We start from the raw sequence: 16,899 nt of genomic DNA on the forward strand, positions 1-16,899 counted from the left end.
TTCAGGCGAACGCAGGGGTGCCGTCGGCGGCGAACACGCTCAGCGTGGCGACGGCTTCGGCGCCGGCCGCGCGCACCCGGGCGGCCAGCGTGGCGGCCGGGTCGGCGCGGGGCGTGACCACCGCGACGCGGTCGCCGCGGTGCACCTCGCCCCGCGCGCCGTCCGGGCCGGTGATCGTGACCGGCAGCCCGGTGTGCAGCGCGAGCGCCGTGGCCAGGGCGACCGCGTCGGGGCCGTCGCCGGCCACCAGCCGGTCGAGGGCGGCCGGCAGCCCGGCCGCGAGCAGAGCGGCGGCGCGCCGCAGGAGCGCGGGCCGCGTGGCGAACGCGGTGGCGCCGACGGCCAGCAGGTCCGCGCGCAGTTCCGCGCGGCGGCGGGCGACGTCCACGAACACCCCCGTGGTGTCGAGCGCGGTGGCCAGGTCCTGGTCGAGGCTCATCGCGCGCTCCTCGCCGCGCCGCCGGTGGCGGTGGTGACCGCGCCGCCGGTGAACCCGAGCTCGGCCGACAGCTCGTGCGCGGCGGTGAGCACCGCGTCGGTCGCCGCGGCCCGCGCGTCGCCTTCGCGCATCCGGCCGCCGGCCGCGGCGAGCGTGACGCTCGCCGCCACCGCGCCCGTCGACGTGAACACGGGTGCGGCGACCGCCCACACGCCGCGGTCCAGCTCGTCGTCGCAGATGTCGTAGCCGCGGGCCCGCACGAGCGCGAGGTGCTCGACGAGTTCGTCCACTGTGGTCGGTGTGTCGGGTGTGAACGCGTCGAGCGGCTGGGTTTCCAGCACCCGCCGGGCCGCGGCCTCGGGCAGGTAAGCCAGCAGGCTGCGGCTCGACGCGGCGGCGTGCAGCGGCATCTCCTGGCCGATGCGCACGAACAGCCGCAGCGGGTGGCGCCCCTCCACGAGCGCCACGCACACCGCGCGGGCGCCGATGAGCTCGGTGAGGAACACCGTCTCGCCGCTGCCCTCGGCGGCGTCGACCACCGCCTGGTGCGGGCTGGCCAGCAGAGCCGTGCGCTGCTGGGCCGGTTCGCCGAGCTGGCGCGCGGCCGGGCCGAGGAAGTAGCGCTTGTTGGTGGGGGAGCGGGTCACGAAGTTCTCCTCCACCAGCGTGGTGAGCACGCGGTGCGCGCTGCCCACGGGGATGTCGAGCTCTTCGTGCAGCTCCTGGAGCGTGGCGCCCTTGCCCTTCGCCGCGAGTGCGCGAAGCACGGACAAGGCGCGGATGACGACCTGCATGCGAACCCTTCCGCTCAGGCGAGCCGCTCGGCGCGCCGGTCGGGGATGAAGACCATCGCGACCATGTCGACCACGTAGATCACGGACAGGACCCCGATCGCGAAACCGAAGCCGTAGCTGCCGGCGACGAGCGCGACGACGATCGGGGCGAACCCGCCGACCGCACGGCCGAGGTTGAACAGGACGTTCTGCGCGGTGGCGCGGATCGCCGTGGGGTAGAGCTCGGCCATCAGCGCGCCGTACCCGCCGATCATGCCGTTGGCGAAGGCGCCCATGATCGCGCCGCCCGCCATCAGCGCCCACGGGGTGGAGAGCTGGCTGTAGCCGAGGACCGACACCGCGGCCCCGGCCTGGAAGAGCCAGAACGTCTTGCGCCGCCCGATCCGGTCGGCCAGCTCGCCGAACGCCAGGATGCCGACACCCATGCCGACCACCGTGACGGCCGTCCACAGCCCGGACTTCGTGAGGCTGTAGCCGAACTGCGTCGCGAGGTAGGTGGGCAGCCACGTCATGATGCCGAAGTAGCCGAAGTTCTGCACCGACGTGAGCACGAGGACACCGATCGTCGCGCGCGTGGTGGGGCCGTCGGCCACGAGCAGCTTGAGCGGTACCTTCGGCTTTCCAGCCTGGCTCTCGCGGTGGCGGGTGAACTGCTCGGGTTCGTGCAGCCGCGAGCGGAACACGATCGCGACGACGGCGGGGAACGCGCCGAGCAGGAACAGCCCGCGCCAGCCCCACGCCGTGAGCACCGGGGCCGAGACCAGCGCCGCGAGCAGCACACCGGCCTGCCAGCCGAGGCCGACCAGCGACGTCGCCCGGGCGCGTTTCGCCGCCGGCCACGCCTCGGCCGCGAGCGTCATGCCGATGCCGAACTCACCGCCGATGCCGACGCCGGCGAGGAACCGGAAGATCGCGATCTCCCAGTAGCCGCTGGAGATCGCCGTGAGGCCGGTGAACACGGCGAAGAAGATCACCGAGTACGTGAGCACGCGCACGCGCCCGATCCGGTCGGACAACACGCCGAAGGCGATGCCGCCGACGACGGCACCGATGAGCGTGATGGTCGCGAGCGAGCCGGCCTGGGTGGGCTTGAGCCCGAGGTCCGCGGAGATCGCCGAGAGGGCGAAACCGAGGATCAGCAGGTCGAAGCCGTCCATCGCGTAACCGAGGGACGAGGCGAACACGGCTTTGCGGGCGTAGCGCGTGCTCGTCGCGGCCGCGGCGGGTGGCGCGGTGCTGCCGGTGAGCGTTTCGTCGGACATGGGCGGGGCACTCCTCACGACGTCGGGGGGAAAGCGGGGGATCAGGGGGTCAGGCGCGCAGGGTTCCGATGAGCTCGCAGGCGGCGGTCACCTCGAGCTCGGCACAGGTGCGGGCGAGGTCGCGCACGATGTCGACCATCGCGTAGGGGCGGGTGAACGTGGCGGTGCCGACCTGGACGGCGGTGGCACCGGCGATGAGGAACTCGGCGACGTCACGGGCGCTGCTGATGCCGCCGCAGCCGATCACCGGGATGTCGACGGCGGTCGCGGCCTGCCAGACCAGCCGCAGCGCCAGCGGTTTCACGGCGGGACCGGACAGGCCGCCGGTGCCGTTGCCGAGCACCGCGCGGCGAGTGCGGACGTCGACGGCCAGCGCGGGGAAGGTGTTGCTGACGGTCACGGCCGTGGCGCCGGCGCGCTCGGCGGCGCGGGCGATCTCGCCGATGTCGGTGACCCCCGGGGTGAGCTTCACGAACACCGGCAACGGCGTGCGGGCCACGACGCCGGCCACCACGGCCTCGACGGCGGCGGGGTCGGCGCCGATCATGAGCCCGTCGTGCTCGAGGTTCGGGCAGGAGACGTTGACCTCGAACGCCGCGCACTCCGCGCCGGCCAGCTCGTCGGCGACGTGCCAGTACTCGTCGACGGACAGCCCGCCGACGCTCGCGATCACCGGGACGCCGAACTCGCGGTAGCGCGGCAGCACTTCGTGGACGAACCGGCTCGTGCCGGGACTGGGGATGCCGACGCTGTTGAGCATGCCGAGCGCGCTCTCGGTCAGCCGGTGCGACGGGTTGCCGGACCGGCGCTGCGCGAACACCGTTTTGGTGACCACGGCGCCGAGCTCCCGCACCGGCAGCAGCGGGCCGAGCTCGGGTCCGAAGCACCCGGAGGCGGGCATCACGGGGTTCGCGAGCGTCAGCGGGCCGAGCGGGACCGACAGGTCCACCACCGCCTCGGGCGCGGTGGCGAACAGCCGGTCGCGATCGTCGCTCGCCGGCCGCTCCAGCACCTCCGTCATGCGGAATCACACCCTCCATCGAACGGAAACTGAAGCTGTGAGGATGGGTGGCGGCCCGCGCGGTGTCAAGGCTGTCCGCAGCCGGTGCCCCGGCGCTGGTGAGGCGCGGTTTTCACCACGCGGTGGTGTGGGCCGGGCCGGCTTCCGCGAGGCGGAAACGCCTCGGGCGGGTGTCACGGACGTTCCGCAGGTCAGGGCCCGCTTCGGGGGCCTGGGCGCGGGTGGGTGCGGCGGTGTGACAAATGTGCGAATGCGAACACCACTGGGTGCACGGCACTGCGCCGTCGCGAGTGGACGGACGGTCCTATTCGAGCCACTCCGTGACGAACCGGTCGTTCTCGTGGATGTGCACGGCTTCGTAGCGGCCCGGCCCGAGGACCGCGAACTTGTGCGGCACCCCGGCCGGTACGGCGAGGACGTCTCCCGCACGGCCTTCGCGCTGTTCGTCGCCGATCGTGAAGAGGGCGCGGCCGCGCTGGATGACGAAGGTCTCGCGGTAGGGGTGGCTGTGCAGGCGCGGACCGGAGCCCTCGACGTCGGTGCTCTCGCGGATGATGGACACGCCCGCACCGACCTCGTGGCCCTCGACGTTCCGCGTCAGCGCGGCCTGGGCTTCAGCGGCGTCTTCTCTGGTGGTCGAATCGGTCATTCCGACCACGGTAGCCCCGCGGGGCGCTCCCGGGACCGGAATTCGCGACGCCGGGCTGTCGGTTTCGCGGCCCGCCGGTGGTCGCAGGGGTGACGGCGATCGGTGAAGGGAGCGGGTGTGGACCTGATGGAGCAGTACCGGGTGGCGCAGGACGGGTTCGGCGAGGTGGTGGCGCGGGTGCCCGCGGACCGCTGGGACGCGCCGTCGCCGTGCTCGGCGTGGACGGCGCGCGACGTCGCGGGCCACGTGCTGTGGGGCCGGCGGAAGCTGTGGGCGTGGGCGACCCGCGCGGACTACCCGGAGACAGCGGGACAGCCCGGTGCCCCGGACCCGGGTGTGCTGTGCCCCGGCGATGCCGCGGCCGCGTGGCGCAGGACCCACGCGGACACCGCGGCCGGGCTCGGGGCTGACGTGCCTTCGCGCGTGGCCCGGATCGACGGCGGCGAGGTGGTCTTGGCGAGCGTGCTGCCGGCGTTCGTCGCCGACACGCTCGTGCACACCTGGGACGTCGCCCGCGCCGCCGGGGTGCCCGTGTCGCTTGATCAGCGGCTGGTGGCGATCGTGTTCACGTGGGCGCGGTCGATCCCGCTGCGGCGGCCGGAGTTCTTCGGGCCGGAAGTCACGCCGCCCGCGGACGCCGGTGAAACGAAGCGACTGCTCGCATTCCTCGGCCGCGAGCCGGGCCCGATCGGCTGACCGCGGCGGCCCCCGGGAACGCCGGGTTCTGATCCACTCGAGATCATTCCGGCGGGCCCGGGTGCGCCGCATTTCCGCAGGCGATCAGCCGTTCCGGAATTGTCGGCGTGCCCGAGTTGCCCGGTTCCGGCGTCACGCCTTCGCGGTGGCCTTTTTGCGGCCGCCGCGCGAGCGGGGCTTCGGGCCGGCGCTGCGGCTGTCTTCGAACGCGGTGATCACGTCGGTCGGAATGCGGCCGCGTTCGGAAATGCTCCAGCCGTTCTCCGCGGCCCATGCGCGGATCTCGCGCGAGCGTTCGCGGTCCGCGGGCGTCGGCGTGGCCGAAGCCGTGCCTTGGCGGACCTTCCGGCCGCCGGTGCGGCGCGACGCGGCGATGTAGCGGGCGAACTCCTCGCGCAGGCTTTCGGCGTTCTCGTCGGAGAGGTCGATTTCGTACTGGACGCCGTCGAGACCGAAGGGCACCGTCTGGTGCGCGACGCCGCCGTCGATGTCGTCCACCATCTGGACCAGGACCTTGTGCGCCATCGGCGGTGATTCCTCCTCGAAAGTGGCCGGCCGCCACGTTTTCGGTGGCTTTCGAAGCACTGTAACATCTATCCACAGTGGATAGGGGGACCCGGCCCGGGAATTCCCGGAGTTACCCGCAGGAGTGCCCGGTCATTTCTCCGCATTTCCGCATCGCGCCGCCGAGAATTGCTCAGCTGTTTTCGCGCACCGGGCCCGTGGAGGCGCGCAGGACCAGCCGCGTCGGCAGTTCCGTGACGACCCGCCCGGCCGCTTCCCCGGCCGAGTGGGCCAGTACCTGCTCGACCGCGCGCCGGCCCGATTCGGCCAGCGGCATGGCGACGGTGGTGAGCGGGGGAGCGGAGACCGCCGCGTAGACGAGGTCGTCGAACCCGGTCACGCTCACCTCGCCCGGCACCGCGACCCCGCGTTCGCGCAGCCGCGCCAGCGCACCCAGCGCCATCACGTCGTTGTAAGCGAGCACGGCTGTGACCCCGGCGGCCAGCGCCTGGTCGGCGGCCGGAGCGCCGTCCTCGTAGCGCGGGGCGAACGGGCCGAGTTCCCGGATCTCGACCCCGTGCTCGGCGGCCGCGGACCGCAGTCCGCGCAGCCGTTCGCTGTTGGACCACGACGTCAGCGGGCCGTTGAGGTAGGCGCAGCGCCGGTGCCCGAGCCCGGCCAGGTGCGCCACGATCTCGCGCATCCCGCCCGCGCTGTCCATCACCGTCGCGCCGATCCCGGTGACGCGCCGGTTCAGCAGCGCCAGCGGTGTGAGGCCGGCGAGTTCGGTGATGGTGGCGTCGTCGATCCCCGGTGAGCACAGCAGCAGGCCGTCGGCCTGCTTCGCCATCGTGCGCACGAGTTCCTGCTCGGTCGCCGGGTCCTCGTCGCTGTCGCCGACGAGCACGGCGTGGCCGGTCCGGCGCGCCTGCGCCTGCACGCTCTTGAGCACGCCGGTGAAGAACGGGTTCCCCAGGTCCGGCACCACGATCGCGATCGCGCCGGTCTTGCCGGTGATGAGGCTGCGCGCCGCCGGGCTCGGCCGGTACCCCAGCTCGCGCACGATCTCGAGCACGCGGGCGCGCGTCACCGCGCTGACTCGGTCGGGGGAGCCGAGTGCCCGTGACACCGTGGCCACCGACACCTCTGCCCGCCGTGCGACATCCCGGATCGTGACCGGCACGGTCCTCCTTTGCCCACCACCGCGGCGCGGCTGCGGCCCGATTGTAGGGCTGCCCGGGTTCGCCGGGGTGGTGACGTCCGCCCCGCCCGGTCCCCGGCGCCGCGGACCGCCGCTCGTTCTACTCGTCCGGCCGGCGCTGGTCAACCAGTCATCGGACGAATGGGCGGACCTCGTCGGCAATGGCGAGTGGAGTCTCGACAACCCGGGGTAGACATCCTATGTTTTGGAGCCGACCCCCGCCGCCGAAGTCTGGAGGTCGAGATGGACGTTTCGCGCAGGACGGTGCTCGGCGGCGCGCTCGCCGGGCTCGCGGCGACCGCGGCCGGAGGCAGTGCAGCCGTTGCAGCGACCGCCGCGAGTGAGCCGGGCAGTGACGACTTCGACTGGGCCGCGTTCCTCGCCACCGCGGACCTGCGGTGGCGGCGGCTGCCCGCCGCATGGACGGAGGGGCCGTTCCTCGGCAACGGGTTCCTCGGCTCGGGCGTCTACGCGGAGCCGGGGAAGAACGCCGTGCGGTTCACCGTCCAGCACAGCGAGGTGCAGGACCACCGGCCCCAGTACGGGGCGCTGTTCGGGCTCGCCCGGCTGCCGATCGGCTCCTTCACCCTCGAACCCGTCGGCGCGATCACGGGCGTCGACTGGCGGCTGGACCTGTGGCACGCGGAGCTCACGGGCACCATCACCACGGCGGCCGGCAGCCTCGCGCTGCGCGCGATCGTCCACACGGGACAGCCGCTGCTCGCCGTCGAGGTCCGCCCGAGCGAGGGCGAACGCGGGTTCCGCTGGACGTTCCACCCCGCCGAGGCCGTGAGCCCGCGCGCCGACCCGGTGTGGAAGAAGGCGCCGCCCGCCGGGTACGTCGCGAATCCGCCGGCGACCGTGCGACGGGCCGGCGACAGCAGCCTCGCCGAACAGCCCCTGCTGGCCGGCGGTGAGCACGTCACGGCCTGGCGCGAGGTGACCCGCGGCGGCGCCCGGACCCTGTACGCGTCGGTGGCCTGGTCGCACCCCGAACGCACGTCGGCCGCGCGGGCGCTGCGGACCGTGCGCACCGCCGGCGAGTTCGGCGCGCTCACGGGCGAGCACCGCCGCTGGTGGCACGACCACTACCGGCGCAGCTTCGTGTCGCTGCCCGACACCCGGCTGCAGAGTTTCTACTGGATCCAGCTGTACAAGCTCGCCTCGGCCGCGCGCCGCGACGCCCCGGTGATGGCCACTTCGGGCCCGTGGCTCGAGAACACCCCGTGGCCCGCCACGTGGTGGAACCTCAACGTGCAGCTGGAGTACTGGCTCATCCACGGCTCCAACCACCTGGAACTCGACGCCGTGAGCCGCGCGCTCGGCCAGTACCGGGCGAACCTGTCGGGGCAGCTCGCCGAGCCGTACCGCGCCGACTCCGCGGGCATTCCCCGCACCACCGACCTGACGCTGGACAACGGGATCTCCGACGCCACCAGCGGGTTCCCCGTCGGCGTCCCCGGCCAGGACCCGCCCGTGCCGGAGGTCGGCAACCTCACCTGGGCCCTGCACAACGTGTGGCTCTCCTACCGTCACTCCCTGGACCGCGGGCTGCTGCGCGAAACGCTGTTCCCGTTGCTGCGCAAGGCGATCGGCTACTACCTGCACTTCCTCGCACCGGGCACCGACGGCAAGCTGCACCTGCCTCCCACGTTCTCCCCCGAGTACGGCGTGGGCGCCCCCGACTGCACCTACGACCTCGCGCTGCTGCGCTGGGGCTGCCGGACGCTGCTCGACCTCGCCCGCGAACTGCGCGTCGCCGACCCGCTGGCACCGCGGTGGCGCGACGTGCTGGCGAACCTCGCGCCCTACGCCGTCGACGGCAACGGGTACATGATCGGCGCCGGCGTGCCCTTCGCGAAGTCGCACCGGCACTACTCGCACCTGCTGCAGGTCTACCCGCTCTACGAGATCACGTGGGAGCAGCCGGAGAACCGCGCGCTCATCGAGAAGTCGCTCGCGCACTGGGTGGGGTTCGAGGGCGCGCTGCAGGGCTATTCGTTCACCGGCGCCGCGTCGATCTCCGCGGCGATGCTGCGCGGCGACCAGGCGGCGGGGTACCTCGACGAACTGCAGAAGCGCTACCTCGAGCCGAACACGATGTACCAGGAGTCGGGGCCGGTGATCGAAACGCCGCTGTCGGCGGTGAAGTCGATGCAGGACATGCTGGTGCAGAGCTGGGACGGGGTGCTGCGGCTCTTTCCCGCGGTCCCCGCGTCGTGGGGCGACGTCGCGCTGCGCGACTTCCGCACCGAGGGCGCGTTCCTGCTCAGCGCGGCGCGCGAAGCCGGGAAGACGCGCTGGCTCAAGGTCCACAGCGAGGCCGGCGCGCCGTGCGTGCTGCGGCCGGGGATCGAGGGCGAGCTCGCGGTCACCGATGCGCGGGGCCGTGCGAAGCGGTGGCGCCGAGCGCCGAACGGCGACGTGCGGGTGGAGCTGGCGCGCGGTGAGAACGTTTTCGTGTACCGCGCGGGAGACCGGCCGGACTTCGCGGTGCGGCCCGTGGCGTCGAGCGGGCCGGGCGCGCCGTGGGGCCTGCCGTGATCTAGCGTGCGCCGCATGGGGACGGACGAGCGCAGGACGGCCGTGGTGACCGGGGCCGGGCGGGGGATCGGGGCCGCGGTCGCGGCGCGGCTGCACGAAGCGGGGCACCGCGTGGCGCTGCTCGACGTGGACGCGCCGAGCGCCGCCGCGCGGGCCCGCGAACTCGATGCCGCGGCCGAGACCGCGGCGGCGTTCGAGGTCGACGTCCGGGATCCCGAGGCGGTGCGGGCCGTGGCCGCCGAGGTGCGGCAGCGGTTCGGCGCGCCGGACATCCTGGTGAACAACGCGGCTCGCACGCAGAGCCGGTCGGTGTGGGACATCGAGCCGGCCGAGTGGGACGACGTGCTCACCACCAACCTGCGCGGCGTTTTCCTGCTCACGCGGGAGTTCGCGCTGCGGATGCGCGAGCGCGGCTGGGGCCGGGTGGTCAACCTGGCTTCGCTGGCGGGGCAGCAGGGCGGGCTGGTCGCGGGCGCGCACTACGCGTCGTCGAAGGCCGGGATCCTCGTGCTCACCAAAGTGTTCGCGAAGGAGCTGGCGCCTTCGGGCGTCACGGTCAACGCGGTCGCGCCGGCGGCGACCCGCACGCCGGTGATGGACGAACTGGACCCCGAGCAGCTGCGCGCCGCGGAGGCCGCGATCCCCGTCGGCCGGTTCGGCCGCGCCGAGGAGGTGGCGGACCTCGTCGCCTACCTGTGCGGCGAGGCCACCGGGTACATCACGGGCGCCACCTTCGACATCAACGGCGGCTTGTTCATGCGGTGATCACCCCAGTGCCGGTTGAAGAGTGCCGGTTGAAGAGTGCCGGTTGAAGAGTGCCGGTCAAACACTCCGCAGCACGGAGACGACGATGCCGAGCACCACGGCCCGGTCGCCGTCGAGCACCTCGTAGGCCGGGTTGCGGGGCTCGAGGTACACGTGCCCGTTGCGGCGCCGGTAGACCTTCACGGTGGCTTCTTCGTCGATCATGGCCGCGACGATCTGGCCCGAGTGCGCCTCGGGCTGCTGGCGCACCACCACGATGTCGCCGTCGCAGATCGCGGCATCGATCATCGAGTCGCCGCGCACGCGCAAGCCGAACACGGTGCCCCGGCCCGTGAGCCCGCGCGGCAGCGTCAGCATGTCGTCGACGTGCTCCTCCGCCGCGATCGGCGTACCGGCCGCGATGTGGCCGACGACGGGCACCGGCACCGAGTCCTCGCCGCCCTCCTGGGCGGCCGGGCCCGTGAGGAACGCGCGGACGTCGATCGGCCGCGACATCGAGCTGCTGCGCCGCAGATAACCCTTGTCCTCCAGGGCCGCCAGGTGCTTCGACACCGAGGACGACGACCGCAGGCCCACCGCCTCGCCGATCTCGCGGCTGCTCGGCGCGTAGCCCTCGCGGACCACCCAATCCCGGATCGTGACCAGGATCTGCTGCTGCCGCAACGGCAGCGACGAGGGGTCGAGGTGGTCGAAGGTGTCGTCGTAGGTGGTCACGCTCCGCATCGTAGAGGGCACCGCGCCGCGGGCCGGGGACCGGTCCGGTGCGTCGCGCGAGTTCCCCCGGCGGTGCGGCTGGTCCCCGGTGGAAGGTTCCTCGAAAATGTTCGCGGCCGGGTGTCGATCGGGGGTGCGGCCGTTCGACGCGTCGGTGTGGGCCGGTCAGCGAGTCCGGGCGGATCCGGATCCCGGCCCAGATGTGACAGGGAGTGGACATGCGGTTTCTCATGATGCACCGGCTGTCGGAGCAGAACTCGGCGGCGTGGAACCCGAGCCCGGAGTTCGTGAAGAAGATGGGCGAGTTCATCCAGGAGGCGGTGGACAACGGCATCCTGATCACGGCCGAGGGCGTCCACCCGTCCGAAAAGGGCGCGCTGGTGCGCAAATCGCCCGACGGTGCGATCAAGGCGACCGACGGCCCGTTCACCGAGGCCAAGGAGGTCATCGGCGGGTTCGCGCTGGTGAACTTCCCGAACCGCGAAGAGGCCGTCGCCTACGCCAAGACGTACGCGGCGCTGTTCGACGGCGAGATCGAGGTCGAGGTCCGGCAGGTCGTCGAGTTCGACGAGATCCCGTCCGCGTGACGCGGGGGCCGGTCCGCTCCCGAGGGGTGGGTGGACCGGCTCCCCGGTCACCGGGCGAACGCCGGCACCAGCGCCGGGTCGTTGAACGAGGTGAGGCGGGCGATGCGATCGCCGCGCACGGTCAGGACCTGCACGCCGTAGGGCACGGCTTTCCCGTCGGCGCGGTGGTGGACGACGACCGCCGGCTGACCGTTGGCCCGCGTCGGGGTCAGGAGCCAGCGGTCGCGCGCCAGCACGCGGGCGGCGAGGAACCCGACGACGGCGGAGCGGCCGCTGAACCACGTCGGGATCGGCGGCATCTCCAGCTCGACGTCGGCGCGCAGCAGCCGGATCAGCTCGTCGGCGTCGGCGCGGGTGAAGGCGTCGACGTAGTGCTCGAGCAAGGCCCGGTGGGTGTCCGCGGCCGGCTCGCTGAGGTCGTCCTCGACCGGCGCGGCGTCGGCGAGGTGTGCCCGGGCGCGGCGCAGCGCGCTGTCGACGGCCGCGGTCGTGGTGTCCAGCAGTTCGGCCACTTCGGCGGTGCGGAACGCGAGCACGTCGCGCAGGGTCAGCACGGCCCGCTGCCGCGCGGGCAGCAGTTGCAGCGCCGCGATGAAGGCCAGCCGCACGCCCGCGCGGGCGGCTGTGACCACCGCGGGGTCGGCCGCCGGGCCCGCCGCGGCGAAGTCCGGCGCCGGCTGCAGCCACGCGACCGCGGGTTCACGCGGGGCGACCGCCACGCGGTGGTCGTCCGCCGGGGCACCCAAGCCTGACGGCAGGGGCCGCCGGGCGCGGGTTTCCAGCGCCGTGAGGCACGCGGTGGTGGCGATCTTGTACAGCCAGCGCCGCACCGACGAACGGCCCTCGAAGCCGGCGAACCCGCGCCACGCCCGCAAGTAGGTCTCCTGCACCAGGTCCTCGGCGTCCTGCACCGAGCCGAGGATCCGGTAGCAGTGCGCGAGCAGCTCCGGCCGGAACGGCTCGGTCACGGCGGTGAACTCGGCGTCCGACGGCATCGTGGTTTCTCCCCGGGTGCGCGGGAGTCCACTGTAGGCGGTGCTCACGGCAGCGGCCGCACCCCGGCACCGCCGACCACGTGCTCCGGCGCGGCGTCCGGATCAGCGGCGAGGTCGGTCACGGCTTTGGCGACCTGCTCCGGCGTGAGCACGGGCTGGCGGTCCCGCACGAACTCGTCCGGGTCGACGCCCTCGCGCGCCGCGTAACCGGCGACTCCCGCCGAGCCGAGCCCGGTCGCCGGAGTCAGCTGGGGCAGCAGCGTCAGGAACCGCAGCCCGAGCCCGGCGCGTTCGGCTTCGCCGGCGGCGTAGCCACGCAGGTAGCGGATCGCGGCCTTGGCGCTCGCGTACCCGCCGCTGAGCGGCGACCCGGCGAGGGCGGCCCCGCTGGAGAGCGACACGACCACGCTGCCCGGCGCGAGCGGCTCCCGCAGGGCGGCCCGCGTCCACGCGAACACGTGCCGCGTGTCCACGTGCCAGTTGCGGCTGAACGTCTCCCAGGTCTGGTCCTGGACCGGGGCCATGTGCGGCGTGGCTCCGGCGTTGAGCACGAGCAGCCCGGGCCGGTGTTCGTGGAGCACGGCTTCGGCGAGTTTCCCGTCGGTCGCGTCGGCGGCCAGCGGGGTGAAGAGCTCGCCGAGCTCCTCGCGCACGGCGAGCAGGTCGGCCTCGCCTCGCGCGATGCCCACGACCCGCACGCCGCCCGCCACCAGCGCGGCGGCGATCGCCCGCCCGAACCCGCGGCTCGCCCCGGTCACCACTGCAGTCTCGAACGCCATCGGACACTCCTTTGCGCGGTTGGAGAACCAGTCCGCATCAAGACCGGCGGGGCCGCGGAAAACCGTCGGCGCGGAGGAGTGACGTGAGTCACATCGGCCCGAGAGTCGTATAACGGCCTATACGGCGTCCTTTGTGGACACGCCCTGGGTGGTCCAGTCGTAGCGGACCGTCGTCCGGAGGACGACGTCCGGCAAGGACCGGCGACAGGGGCTCACCGCGACCCACAGCAGGCCGATCGGGAAGACGACGTAGAACAGCGCCCGCAGCGCGGCCCGCGGCCAGCCGAGCCGCTCACCCCCGGCCGTGAGCACGCGCAGCCCCAGCAGCGCGTCGCCGTACGTGCGGCCGAGGGCGCGCCACGAGACGGTCAGGTACCCGATCGCGAAGACCCCGCCGAGCACGCCCGTGAACACCGGCGGTGGCGCGGGCCACTGGAACGACCACGGCGCCGCGGCGTAGCTCACGGCCGCCACCGCGAAGTACACGGCGGCCTCGGCCAGGCCGACGACGGCGGCGTCGACCACCGCTGCCACCGAGCGCGTGACGATGCCCGCCGGCCGGTCAGGCGGGCCGCTCACCACGGCGCCGCAGCACCCGCTCGACGACCCGCGTCACGGTGTCGTCGGCACTGACCCCGGCGGTGCGCACCCCCCGGACCGCTTCCCCCGTCACGGTTCCGCTCGATTGCCGCACCAGTTCGGGCAGGTCCATCGCCGCCACGAGGCGGCTCACGTCGACCCGCGCGACCACCGCCGCCACGTCGACTTCGGCGACCAGCGCGTCGAGGTCGACGTGGTCGCGCACCAGGGCCGTCACGTCGACCGCCTCGAGCACGGTCCCGGCGACCGCGGTCACCGCGTCCCGCAGGGCGCGGCGCGCCACGTCCTCGGGCACCGCCGCCGTCAGCACGGCCCAGCCCAGCCGCCGCAGGGGACCGGACGCCCACCAGCCGGCCTTGAGCGCGACGGCCCCCAGCGCCACGACGCGGTCGGGGGAAGGCCGCACGTCGTTCACGACGTCCCCCTCTCAGCTGGTCTCGGCCGGCCGGTCGCCGGGGTAGTCCAGGAACTGGATCACGGCGAGGACCACCAGCAGCACAATGGCGATCAGCAGCACGGCGAGCCCGCTCGGCTGGTTGAGGAACAGGAACACCAGCACGGCGATCGCGACGGCGCCGGCGCGCAGCGCCACGCGGTAGGTGTGCACCCACTTGCCGAGGCCGGTCGCGCGCAGCCCGCTGCGCGAGCGCAGCCACGCCAGCCCCTTGACCACGCCCTGGCGGATGTGGACGGCGGTCGACGACGGGCCGGCGAGGAAGGCCCCGAGCGCCACCACGATCCCGACCGCGAACAGGGTTCGCAGGCCGTCGCGCAGGAAGCGCACGACGATGTCGTACGACGCCGCGACGGGCGCCGCCGACTGGCTCGGTACTTCGCCGATGATGATCGAGCGCGCGATCGCGAGCCCGATGGCGAGCACCAGCATGCTCAGCGCGAACCCGAGCCCGGCACCCACGAGCGCCCGCCGTTTGTGCTTGGCGATGTAGACGCCGGCGGCGAGCAGCACGATCGCGATCCACGGCAGCCACGTCGCCACCCGGTCCAAGGTCGTGTACCACGAGCGCGCTTTCACCAGGCCGGCCGCGTCGGCGACCGGGATGGTGGGGTGGATTTCGGGGATCCGGTTCACCACGGTGAGCCCGTCGGCGGCCAGCTGCTGCTTGGCCGCGTCGATGAACGGCGCGAGATCGACCACGACCTTGTCGCCCTGGATCGCGATCGCCGAGGCCGATCCGCTGAGCACCGCGACGGCTTGGGTGTGGGCCACGGCGATCATGCGGTCCCACGCCTGCGCGATCTGGTCGCTCGCCACGAGGTTTCCGACGCGGCCGTGCACGAAGCTCTTCACGCCCGAGGCGAGGGGACCGGTCAGGGCGTCCAGCCGGTCGGTGACGGCCGGCGGGACGCCCTGGGCCGCGAGTGCGTTGACGGCCTCGGTCGCGATGCCCTGCACGTTGATGTTCGTGAAGATCGCGTCGGTGACCCGGTTGGTCACGGCGGCCTGCACCGACGGGTCGCGGATCAGCGGGCTCATGGTGGCCGTGAAGCGGTCGGTGTCGGAGATCTGGTTGTTCACCCACACCGACGTGAGCGCGAGCGGGGCCAGGATGCACCCGAGCACGATGAGGATCGACGACACCACGGGCCGCCAGCTGAACCAGGGCCGGCGGGCGCGGGTCGTGCGCAGTTCGGCGACCTCGAGGCGGAGCCGTTCCAGCTCGGCCCGTTCGTCCTCGGTCACCGGGGTGAGGTGTTCAGTGCTCTCGGCCATGACCGGCCCCCTCGCACGAGGTCAGCTCGACATCATCTCCCGCAGCGAAGCCTCCTGCTCCGCCGACAGGTTGGACTGCAGCAGCTCGGGCTTGTGCCCGCCCGCCTCGACCGTGGCCTTCACCTTGTCCACCACGGCGTCGCTGGACATCAGGAACAGTGCCGACGTGCCGGGGGTGATCTTGTCGCGCACCGACTTGATGAAGTCGTCGTCGATGCCCACGTCGGTCAGCGATCCGGCGAGCGCACCCGTGGCCGCGCCGATCGCGGCGCCGAGGAAGGGCACCAGGAAGATCAGGCCGAACAGCATGCCCCAGAACATCCCGCTCATGGCTCCGCCGGCGGTGAGGTTGCGCAGCTGGCGCGTCTTCGGCTTCTTCGCGCCCTCCTGCCACGACACGGTCGCCGCGTCGTGGATCGAGATGAGTTCCTGTTTGGCCAGGCTCTGGAGGGTCGTGACCGCGTTGTCCGCGCCCTCGGGGCTGTCGAACTTCCACACCGTCAGCGTCGTCATAGTGGTCTCCTGTCGGGTCGCCGGTCTGCGCCGTGGTTCACCGTCGCCCCGCGGGTGGCCGGGCGCCTCGCCCCCACGGGGTGAGACTCACCGTGAGCGCTTCCGGGCGGCCGCGGCGCCGAGCCGCAGCTCGGTGCGCCGGACGGCGTCCCGCCGGGCGCTGAGCCCGCCCGCGTCGAGCGCGCGCACGAGGTGCGAGTCGGGGCCGTGGCGCGCGCGGATGCTCGCGATGCGCTCCTCGAACGACGTCGGGTGGCCGCCGGGGCTGACGTGCATGTCGCAGAACCACAGGGCGTCGCGCAGCACGGTCCGCTCGTCGGTGAACTCGGCGAGTTCGGTGGCGAGGCCGCGCTGCTCGGCGACGAAGATGGCCGCGGAGTGGTGCGCCACCAGGTGCACCAGCCGGTCGGGCGCCGCGGCCTCGATGAGGAACCGGGCGCCGTCGAGCGGGTGGTAGCCGGAGGTCACGAGCGCGGACGCGTACCCGACGTCGTGCAGCAGCGCCGCGGCCACGAGCAGTTCTTTCTCGTCCTGGGGCAGCAGCGCGTAGCCGACCTTCCGGCCGCACGCCGCGACGCCCTGCACGTGGGCCCAGCGGCGGGGCAGCTCGCGCGCGAGGTGGTGCTGCGCCACGCCGGCCGCCCAGCGGATCAGCGAGCCGTGCGGCCGGGTGTCCGCCTCAGGAGCGGCGGCTGAGCGCGTCGTCGCCATGGGCGATCAGCGCCCAGATGACCAGCACGTCGAGGGTGAGCACGATGATCGCCCAGAACGGTGCCGCGGGCAGGAAAGCCAGGTGTGCGACCGCACTGAGGGCCGCGAGCGCGACGGCGGGGTAGCGCGCCCACCACGCCTTGGCGAGCAGCCCGAGCCCGGTCAGCACGGCGATGATCCCCATGATGAAGTGGATCCAGCCCCAGCCGGTGAGATCGAACAGGAGCGCGCCGTGTGGGGAGGTGACGTAGTACTGGTCGTCGAACAGCGCGGTGAGGCCCTCGACCACGGAGAAGGCCCCGACGAGGAACATCATCACGGCGCCGAACACGATCAAGCTGGCCCAGTCCGATTCGCGGGTGACCGGGCCCGGCGGCGACTGCACGGTCATCG

20 protein-coding genes are annotated in these 16,899 nt (G+C 73.0%); 4 read left to right on the forward strand and 16 right to left on the reverse strand.

Annotated features, from left to right (window positions below):
* Window position 1: 1 nt before the first annotated feature.
* The 5 genes from ACIA77_RS27330 to ACIA77_RS27350 all read right to left on the reverse strand — a co-directional run bounded on the left by ACIA77_RS27330 (window position 2) and on the right by ACIA77_RS27350 (window position 4,165).
* Window positions 2–439 (reverse strand): hypothetical protein, encoded by a 438-nt coding sequence (locus tag ACIA77_RS27330; RefSeq protein WP_395888835.1) that lies wholly within the window; start codon window positions 437–439, stop codon window positions 2–4.
* A complete protein-coding gene (locus ACIA77_RS27335; RefSeq protein ID WP_395888836.1) occupies window positions 436–1,233 on the reverse strand; it encodes an IclR family transcriptional regulator in 798 nt (265 codons plus the stop codon). The genes ACIA77_RS27330 and ACIA77_RS27335 overlap by 4 nt, the downstream gene beginning before the upstream one ends.
* Window positions 1,234–1,247: 14 nt before the next feature.
* Window positions 1,248–2,495, reverse strand: coding sequence for an MFS transporter (locus tag ACIA77_RS27340; protein ID WP_395888837.1), 1,248 nt, complete (start codon window positions 2,493–2,495; stop codon window positions 1,248–1,250).
* 49 nt (window positions 2,496–2,544) lie between these two features.
* A complete protein-coding gene (locus ACIA77_RS27345; protein ID WP_395888838.1) occupies window positions 2,545–3,516 on the reverse strand; it encodes a dihydroorotate dehydrogenase in 972 nt (323 codons plus the stop codon).
* 304 nt (window positions 3,517–3,820) lie between these two features.
* Window positions 3,821–4,165, reverse strand: coding sequence for a cupin domain-containing protein (locus ACIA77_RS27350; protein WP_395888839.1), 345 nt, complete (start codon window positions 4,163–4,165; stop codon window positions 3,821–3,823).
* Between the two features lie 126 nt (window positions 4,166–4,291).
* On the opposite strand from ACIA77_RS27350, the gene ACIA77_RS27355 reads away from it, so the two are divergent.
* Window positions 4,292–4,861, forward strand: a complete 570-nt coding sequence (locus tag ACIA77_RS27355; RefSeq protein WP_395888899.1) for a TIGR03086 family metal-binding protein — start codon at window positions 4,292–4,294, stop codon at window positions 4,859–4,861.
* A 132-nt stretch (window positions 4,862–4,993) separates the two neighbouring features.
* Here ACIA77_RS27355 and ACIA77_RS27360 read toward each other — a convergent pair whose 3' ends face one another.
* Both ACIA77_RS27360 and ACIA77_RS27365 read right to left on the reverse strand, forming a co-directional pair.
* Complete coding sequence (locus ACIA77_RS27360) at window positions 4,994–5,386, reverse strand: Lsr2 family protein (protein WP_395888840.1); 393 nt, start codon at window positions 5,384–5,386, stop codon at window positions 4,994–4,996.
* A 172-nt stretch (window positions 5,387–5,558) separates the two neighbouring features.
* A complete protein-coding gene (locus tag ACIA77_RS27365) occupies window positions 5,559–6,548 on the reverse strand; it encodes a LacI family DNA-binding transcriptional regulator (protein ID WP_395888841.1) in 990 nt (329 codons plus the stop codon).
* 261 nt (window positions 6,549–6,809) lie between these two features.
* Here ACIA77_RS27365 and ACIA77_RS27370 point away from each other — a divergent pair, with 261 nt between their 5' ends.
* Window positions 6,810–9,110: a glycosyl hydrolase family 95 catalytic domain-containing protein gene (locus tag ACIA77_RS27370; protein ID WP_395888842.1), complete on the forward strand. Its 2,301-nt coding sequence runs from the start codon at window positions 6,810–6,812 to the stop codon at window positions 9,108–9,110.
* 15 nt (window positions 9,111–9,125) lie between these two features.
* Window positions 9,126–9,875 (forward strand): SDR family NAD(P)-dependent oxidoreductase, encoded by a 750-nt coding sequence (locus tag ACIA77_RS27375; protein WP_395888843.1) that lies wholly within the window; start codon window positions 9,126–9,128, stop codon window positions 9,873–9,875.
* Window positions 9,876–9,932: 57 nt separating this feature from the next.
* On the opposite strand, the gene lexA is transcribed toward ACIA77_RS27375, so the two are convergent.
* Window positions 9,933–10,589: a transcriptional repressor LexA gene (gene lexA / locus ACIA77_RS27380; RefSeq protein ID WP_395888844.1), complete on the reverse strand. Its 657-nt coding sequence runs from the start codon at window positions 10,587–10,589 to the stop codon at window positions 9,933–9,935.
* 218 nt (window positions 10,590–10,807) lie between these two features.
* On the opposite strand from lexA, the gene ACIA77_RS27385 reads away from it, so the two are divergent.
* A complete protein-coding gene (locus ACIA77_RS27385) occupies window positions 10,808–11,176 on the forward strand; it encodes a YciI family protein (protein WP_395888845.1) in 369 nt (122 codons plus the stop codon).
* Between the two features lie 47 nt (window positions 11,177–11,223).
* Here the strand turns inward: ACIA77_RS27385 and ACIA77_RS27390 are convergent, their stop codons facing one another.
* From ACIA77_RS27390 to ACIA77_RS27425, 8 genes are all read right to left on the reverse strand, one after another.
* Window positions 11,224–12,219, reverse strand: coding sequence for an RNA polymerase subunit sigma-70 (locus ACIA77_RS27390; protein ID WP_395888846.1), 996 nt, complete (start codon window positions 12,217–12,219; stop codon window positions 11,224–11,226).
* A complete protein-coding gene (locus ACIA77_RS27395; RefSeq protein ID WP_395888847.1) occupies window positions 12,216–12,950 on the reverse strand; it encodes an SDR family oxidoreductase in 735 nt (244 codons plus the stop codon). Before ACIA77_RS27395 ends, ACIA77_RS27390 begins: the two co-directional genes overlap by 4 nt.
* Before the next feature lie 117 nt (window positions 12,951–13,067).
* The gene (locus ACIA77_RS27400; RefSeq protein WP_395888848.1) at window positions 13,068–13,529 is read right to left on the reverse strand and encodes an RDD family protein; all 462 of its coding nucleotides are present in this window, start codon (window positions 13,527–13,529) and stop codon (window positions 13,068–13,070) included.
* Window positions 13,513–13,965 (reverse strand): hypothetical protein, encoded by a 453-nt coding sequence (locus tag ACIA77_RS27405; RefSeq protein WP_395888849.1) that lies wholly within the window; start codon window positions 13,963–13,965, stop codon window positions 13,513–13,515. Before ACIA77_RS27405 ends, ACIA77_RS27400 begins: the two co-directional genes overlap by 17 nt.
* 12 nt (window positions 13,966–13,977) lie before the next feature.
* Window positions 13,978–15,282, reverse strand: coding sequence for a hypothetical protein (locus ACIA77_RS27410; RefSeq protein ID WP_395888850.1), 1,305 nt, complete (start codon window positions 15,280–15,282; stop codon window positions 13,978–13,980).
* Between the two features lie 21 nt (window positions 15,283–15,303).
* Window positions 15,304–15,795 carry a DUF1269 domain-containing protein gene (locus ACIA77_RS27415; RefSeq protein WP_395888851.1) on the reverse strand — a complete coding sequence of 164 codons (492 nt, stop codon included), beginning with the start codon at window positions 15,793–15,795 and terminating at the stop codon, window positions 15,304–15,306.
* Between the two features lie 87 nt (window positions 15,796–15,882).
* On the reverse strand, window positions 15,883–16,506 hold the full coding sequence (locus tag ACIA77_RS27420; RefSeq protein ID WP_395888852.1) for an HD domain-containing protein: 624 nt from the start codon (window positions 16,504–16,506) through the stop codon (window positions 15,883–15,885).
* Window positions 16,475–16,897, reverse strand: coding sequence for a hypothetical protein (locus tag ACIA77_RS27425; RefSeq protein WP_395888853.1), 423 nt, complete (start codon window positions 16,895–16,897; stop codon window positions 16,475–16,477). The genes ACIA77_RS27420 and ACIA77_RS27425 overlap by 32 nt, the downstream gene beginning before the upstream one ends.
* Window positions 16,898–16,899: the final 2 nt, after the last annotated feature.

The sequence above is a fragment of the Amycolatopsis sp. NPDC051903 genome (assembly GCF_044452505.1).
Taxonomy (GTDB): domain Bacteria; phylum Actinomycetota; class Actinomycetes; order Mycobacteriales; family Pseudonocardiaceae; genus Amycolatopsis.

What these genes read in the sequence shown, in the direction of transcription:
- ACIA77_RS27330 (WP_395888835.1), bottom strand. Translation starts at nt 439, where the DNA reads ATGAGCCTCGACCAGGACCTGGCCACCGCGCTCGACACCACGGGGGTG.
- ACIA77_RS27335 (WP_395888836.1), bottom strand. Translation starts at nt 1,233, where the DNA reads ATGCAGGTCGTCATCCGCGCCTTGTCCGTGCTTCGCGCACTCGCGGCG.
- ACIA77_RS27340 (WP_395888837.1), bottom strand. Translation starts at nt 2,495, where the DNA reads ATGTCCGACGAAACGCTCACCGGCAGCACCGCGCCACCCGCCGCGGCC.
- ACIA77_RS27345 (WP_395888838.1), bottom strand. Translation starts at nt 3,516, where the DNA reads ATGACGGAGGTGCTGGAGCGGCCGGCGAGCGACGATCGCGACCGGCTG.
- ACIA77_RS27350 (WP_395888839.1), bottom strand. Translation starts at nt 4,165, where the DNA reads ATGACCGATTCGACCACCAGAGAAGACGCCGCTGAAGCCCAGGCCGCG.
- ACIA77_RS27355 (WP_395888899.1), top strand. Translation starts at nt 4,292, where the DNA reads ATGGAGCAGTACCGGGTGGCGCAGGACGGGTTCGGCGAGGTGGTGGCG.
- ACIA77_RS27360 (WP_395888840.1), bottom strand. Translation starts at nt 5,386, where the DNA reads ATGGCGCACAAGGTCCTGGTCCAGATGGTGGACGACATCGACGGCGGC.
- ACIA77_RS27370 (WP_395888842.1), top strand. Translation starts at nt 6,810, where the DNA reads ATGGACGTTTCGCGCAGGACGGTGCTCGGCGGCGCGCTCGCCGGGCTC.
- ACIA77_RS27375 (WP_395888843.1), top strand. Translation starts at nt 9,126, where the DNA reads ATGGGGACGGACGAGCGCAGGACGGCCGTGGTGACCGGGGCCGGGCGG.
- ACIA77_RS27385 (WP_395888845.1), top strand. Translation starts at nt 10,808, where the DNA reads ATGCGGTTTCTCATGATGCACCGGCTGTCGGAGCAGAACTCGGCGGCG.
- ACIA77_RS27395 (WP_395888847.1), bottom strand. Translation starts at nt 12,950, where the DNA reads ATGGCGTTCGAGACTGCAGTGGTGACCGGGGCGAGCCGCGGGTTCGGG.
- ACIA77_RS27410 (WP_395888850.1), bottom strand. Translation starts at nt 15,282, where the DNA reads ATGGCCGAGAGCACTGAACACCTCACCCCGGTGACCGAGGACGAACGG.
- ACIA77_RS27415 (WP_395888851.1), bottom strand. Translation starts at nt 15,795, where the DNA reads ATGACGACGCTGACGGTGTGGAAGTTCGACAGCCCCGAGGGCGCGGAC.
- ACIA77_RS27420 (WP_395888852.1), bottom strand. Translation starts at nt 16,506, where the DNA reads ATGGCGACGACGCGCTCAGCCGCCGCTCCTGAGGCGGACACCCGGCCG.
- ACIA77_RS27425 (WP_395888853.1), bottom strand. Translation starts at nt 16,897, where the DNA reads ATGACCGTGCAGTCGCCGCCGGGCCCGGTCACCCGCGAATCGGACTGG.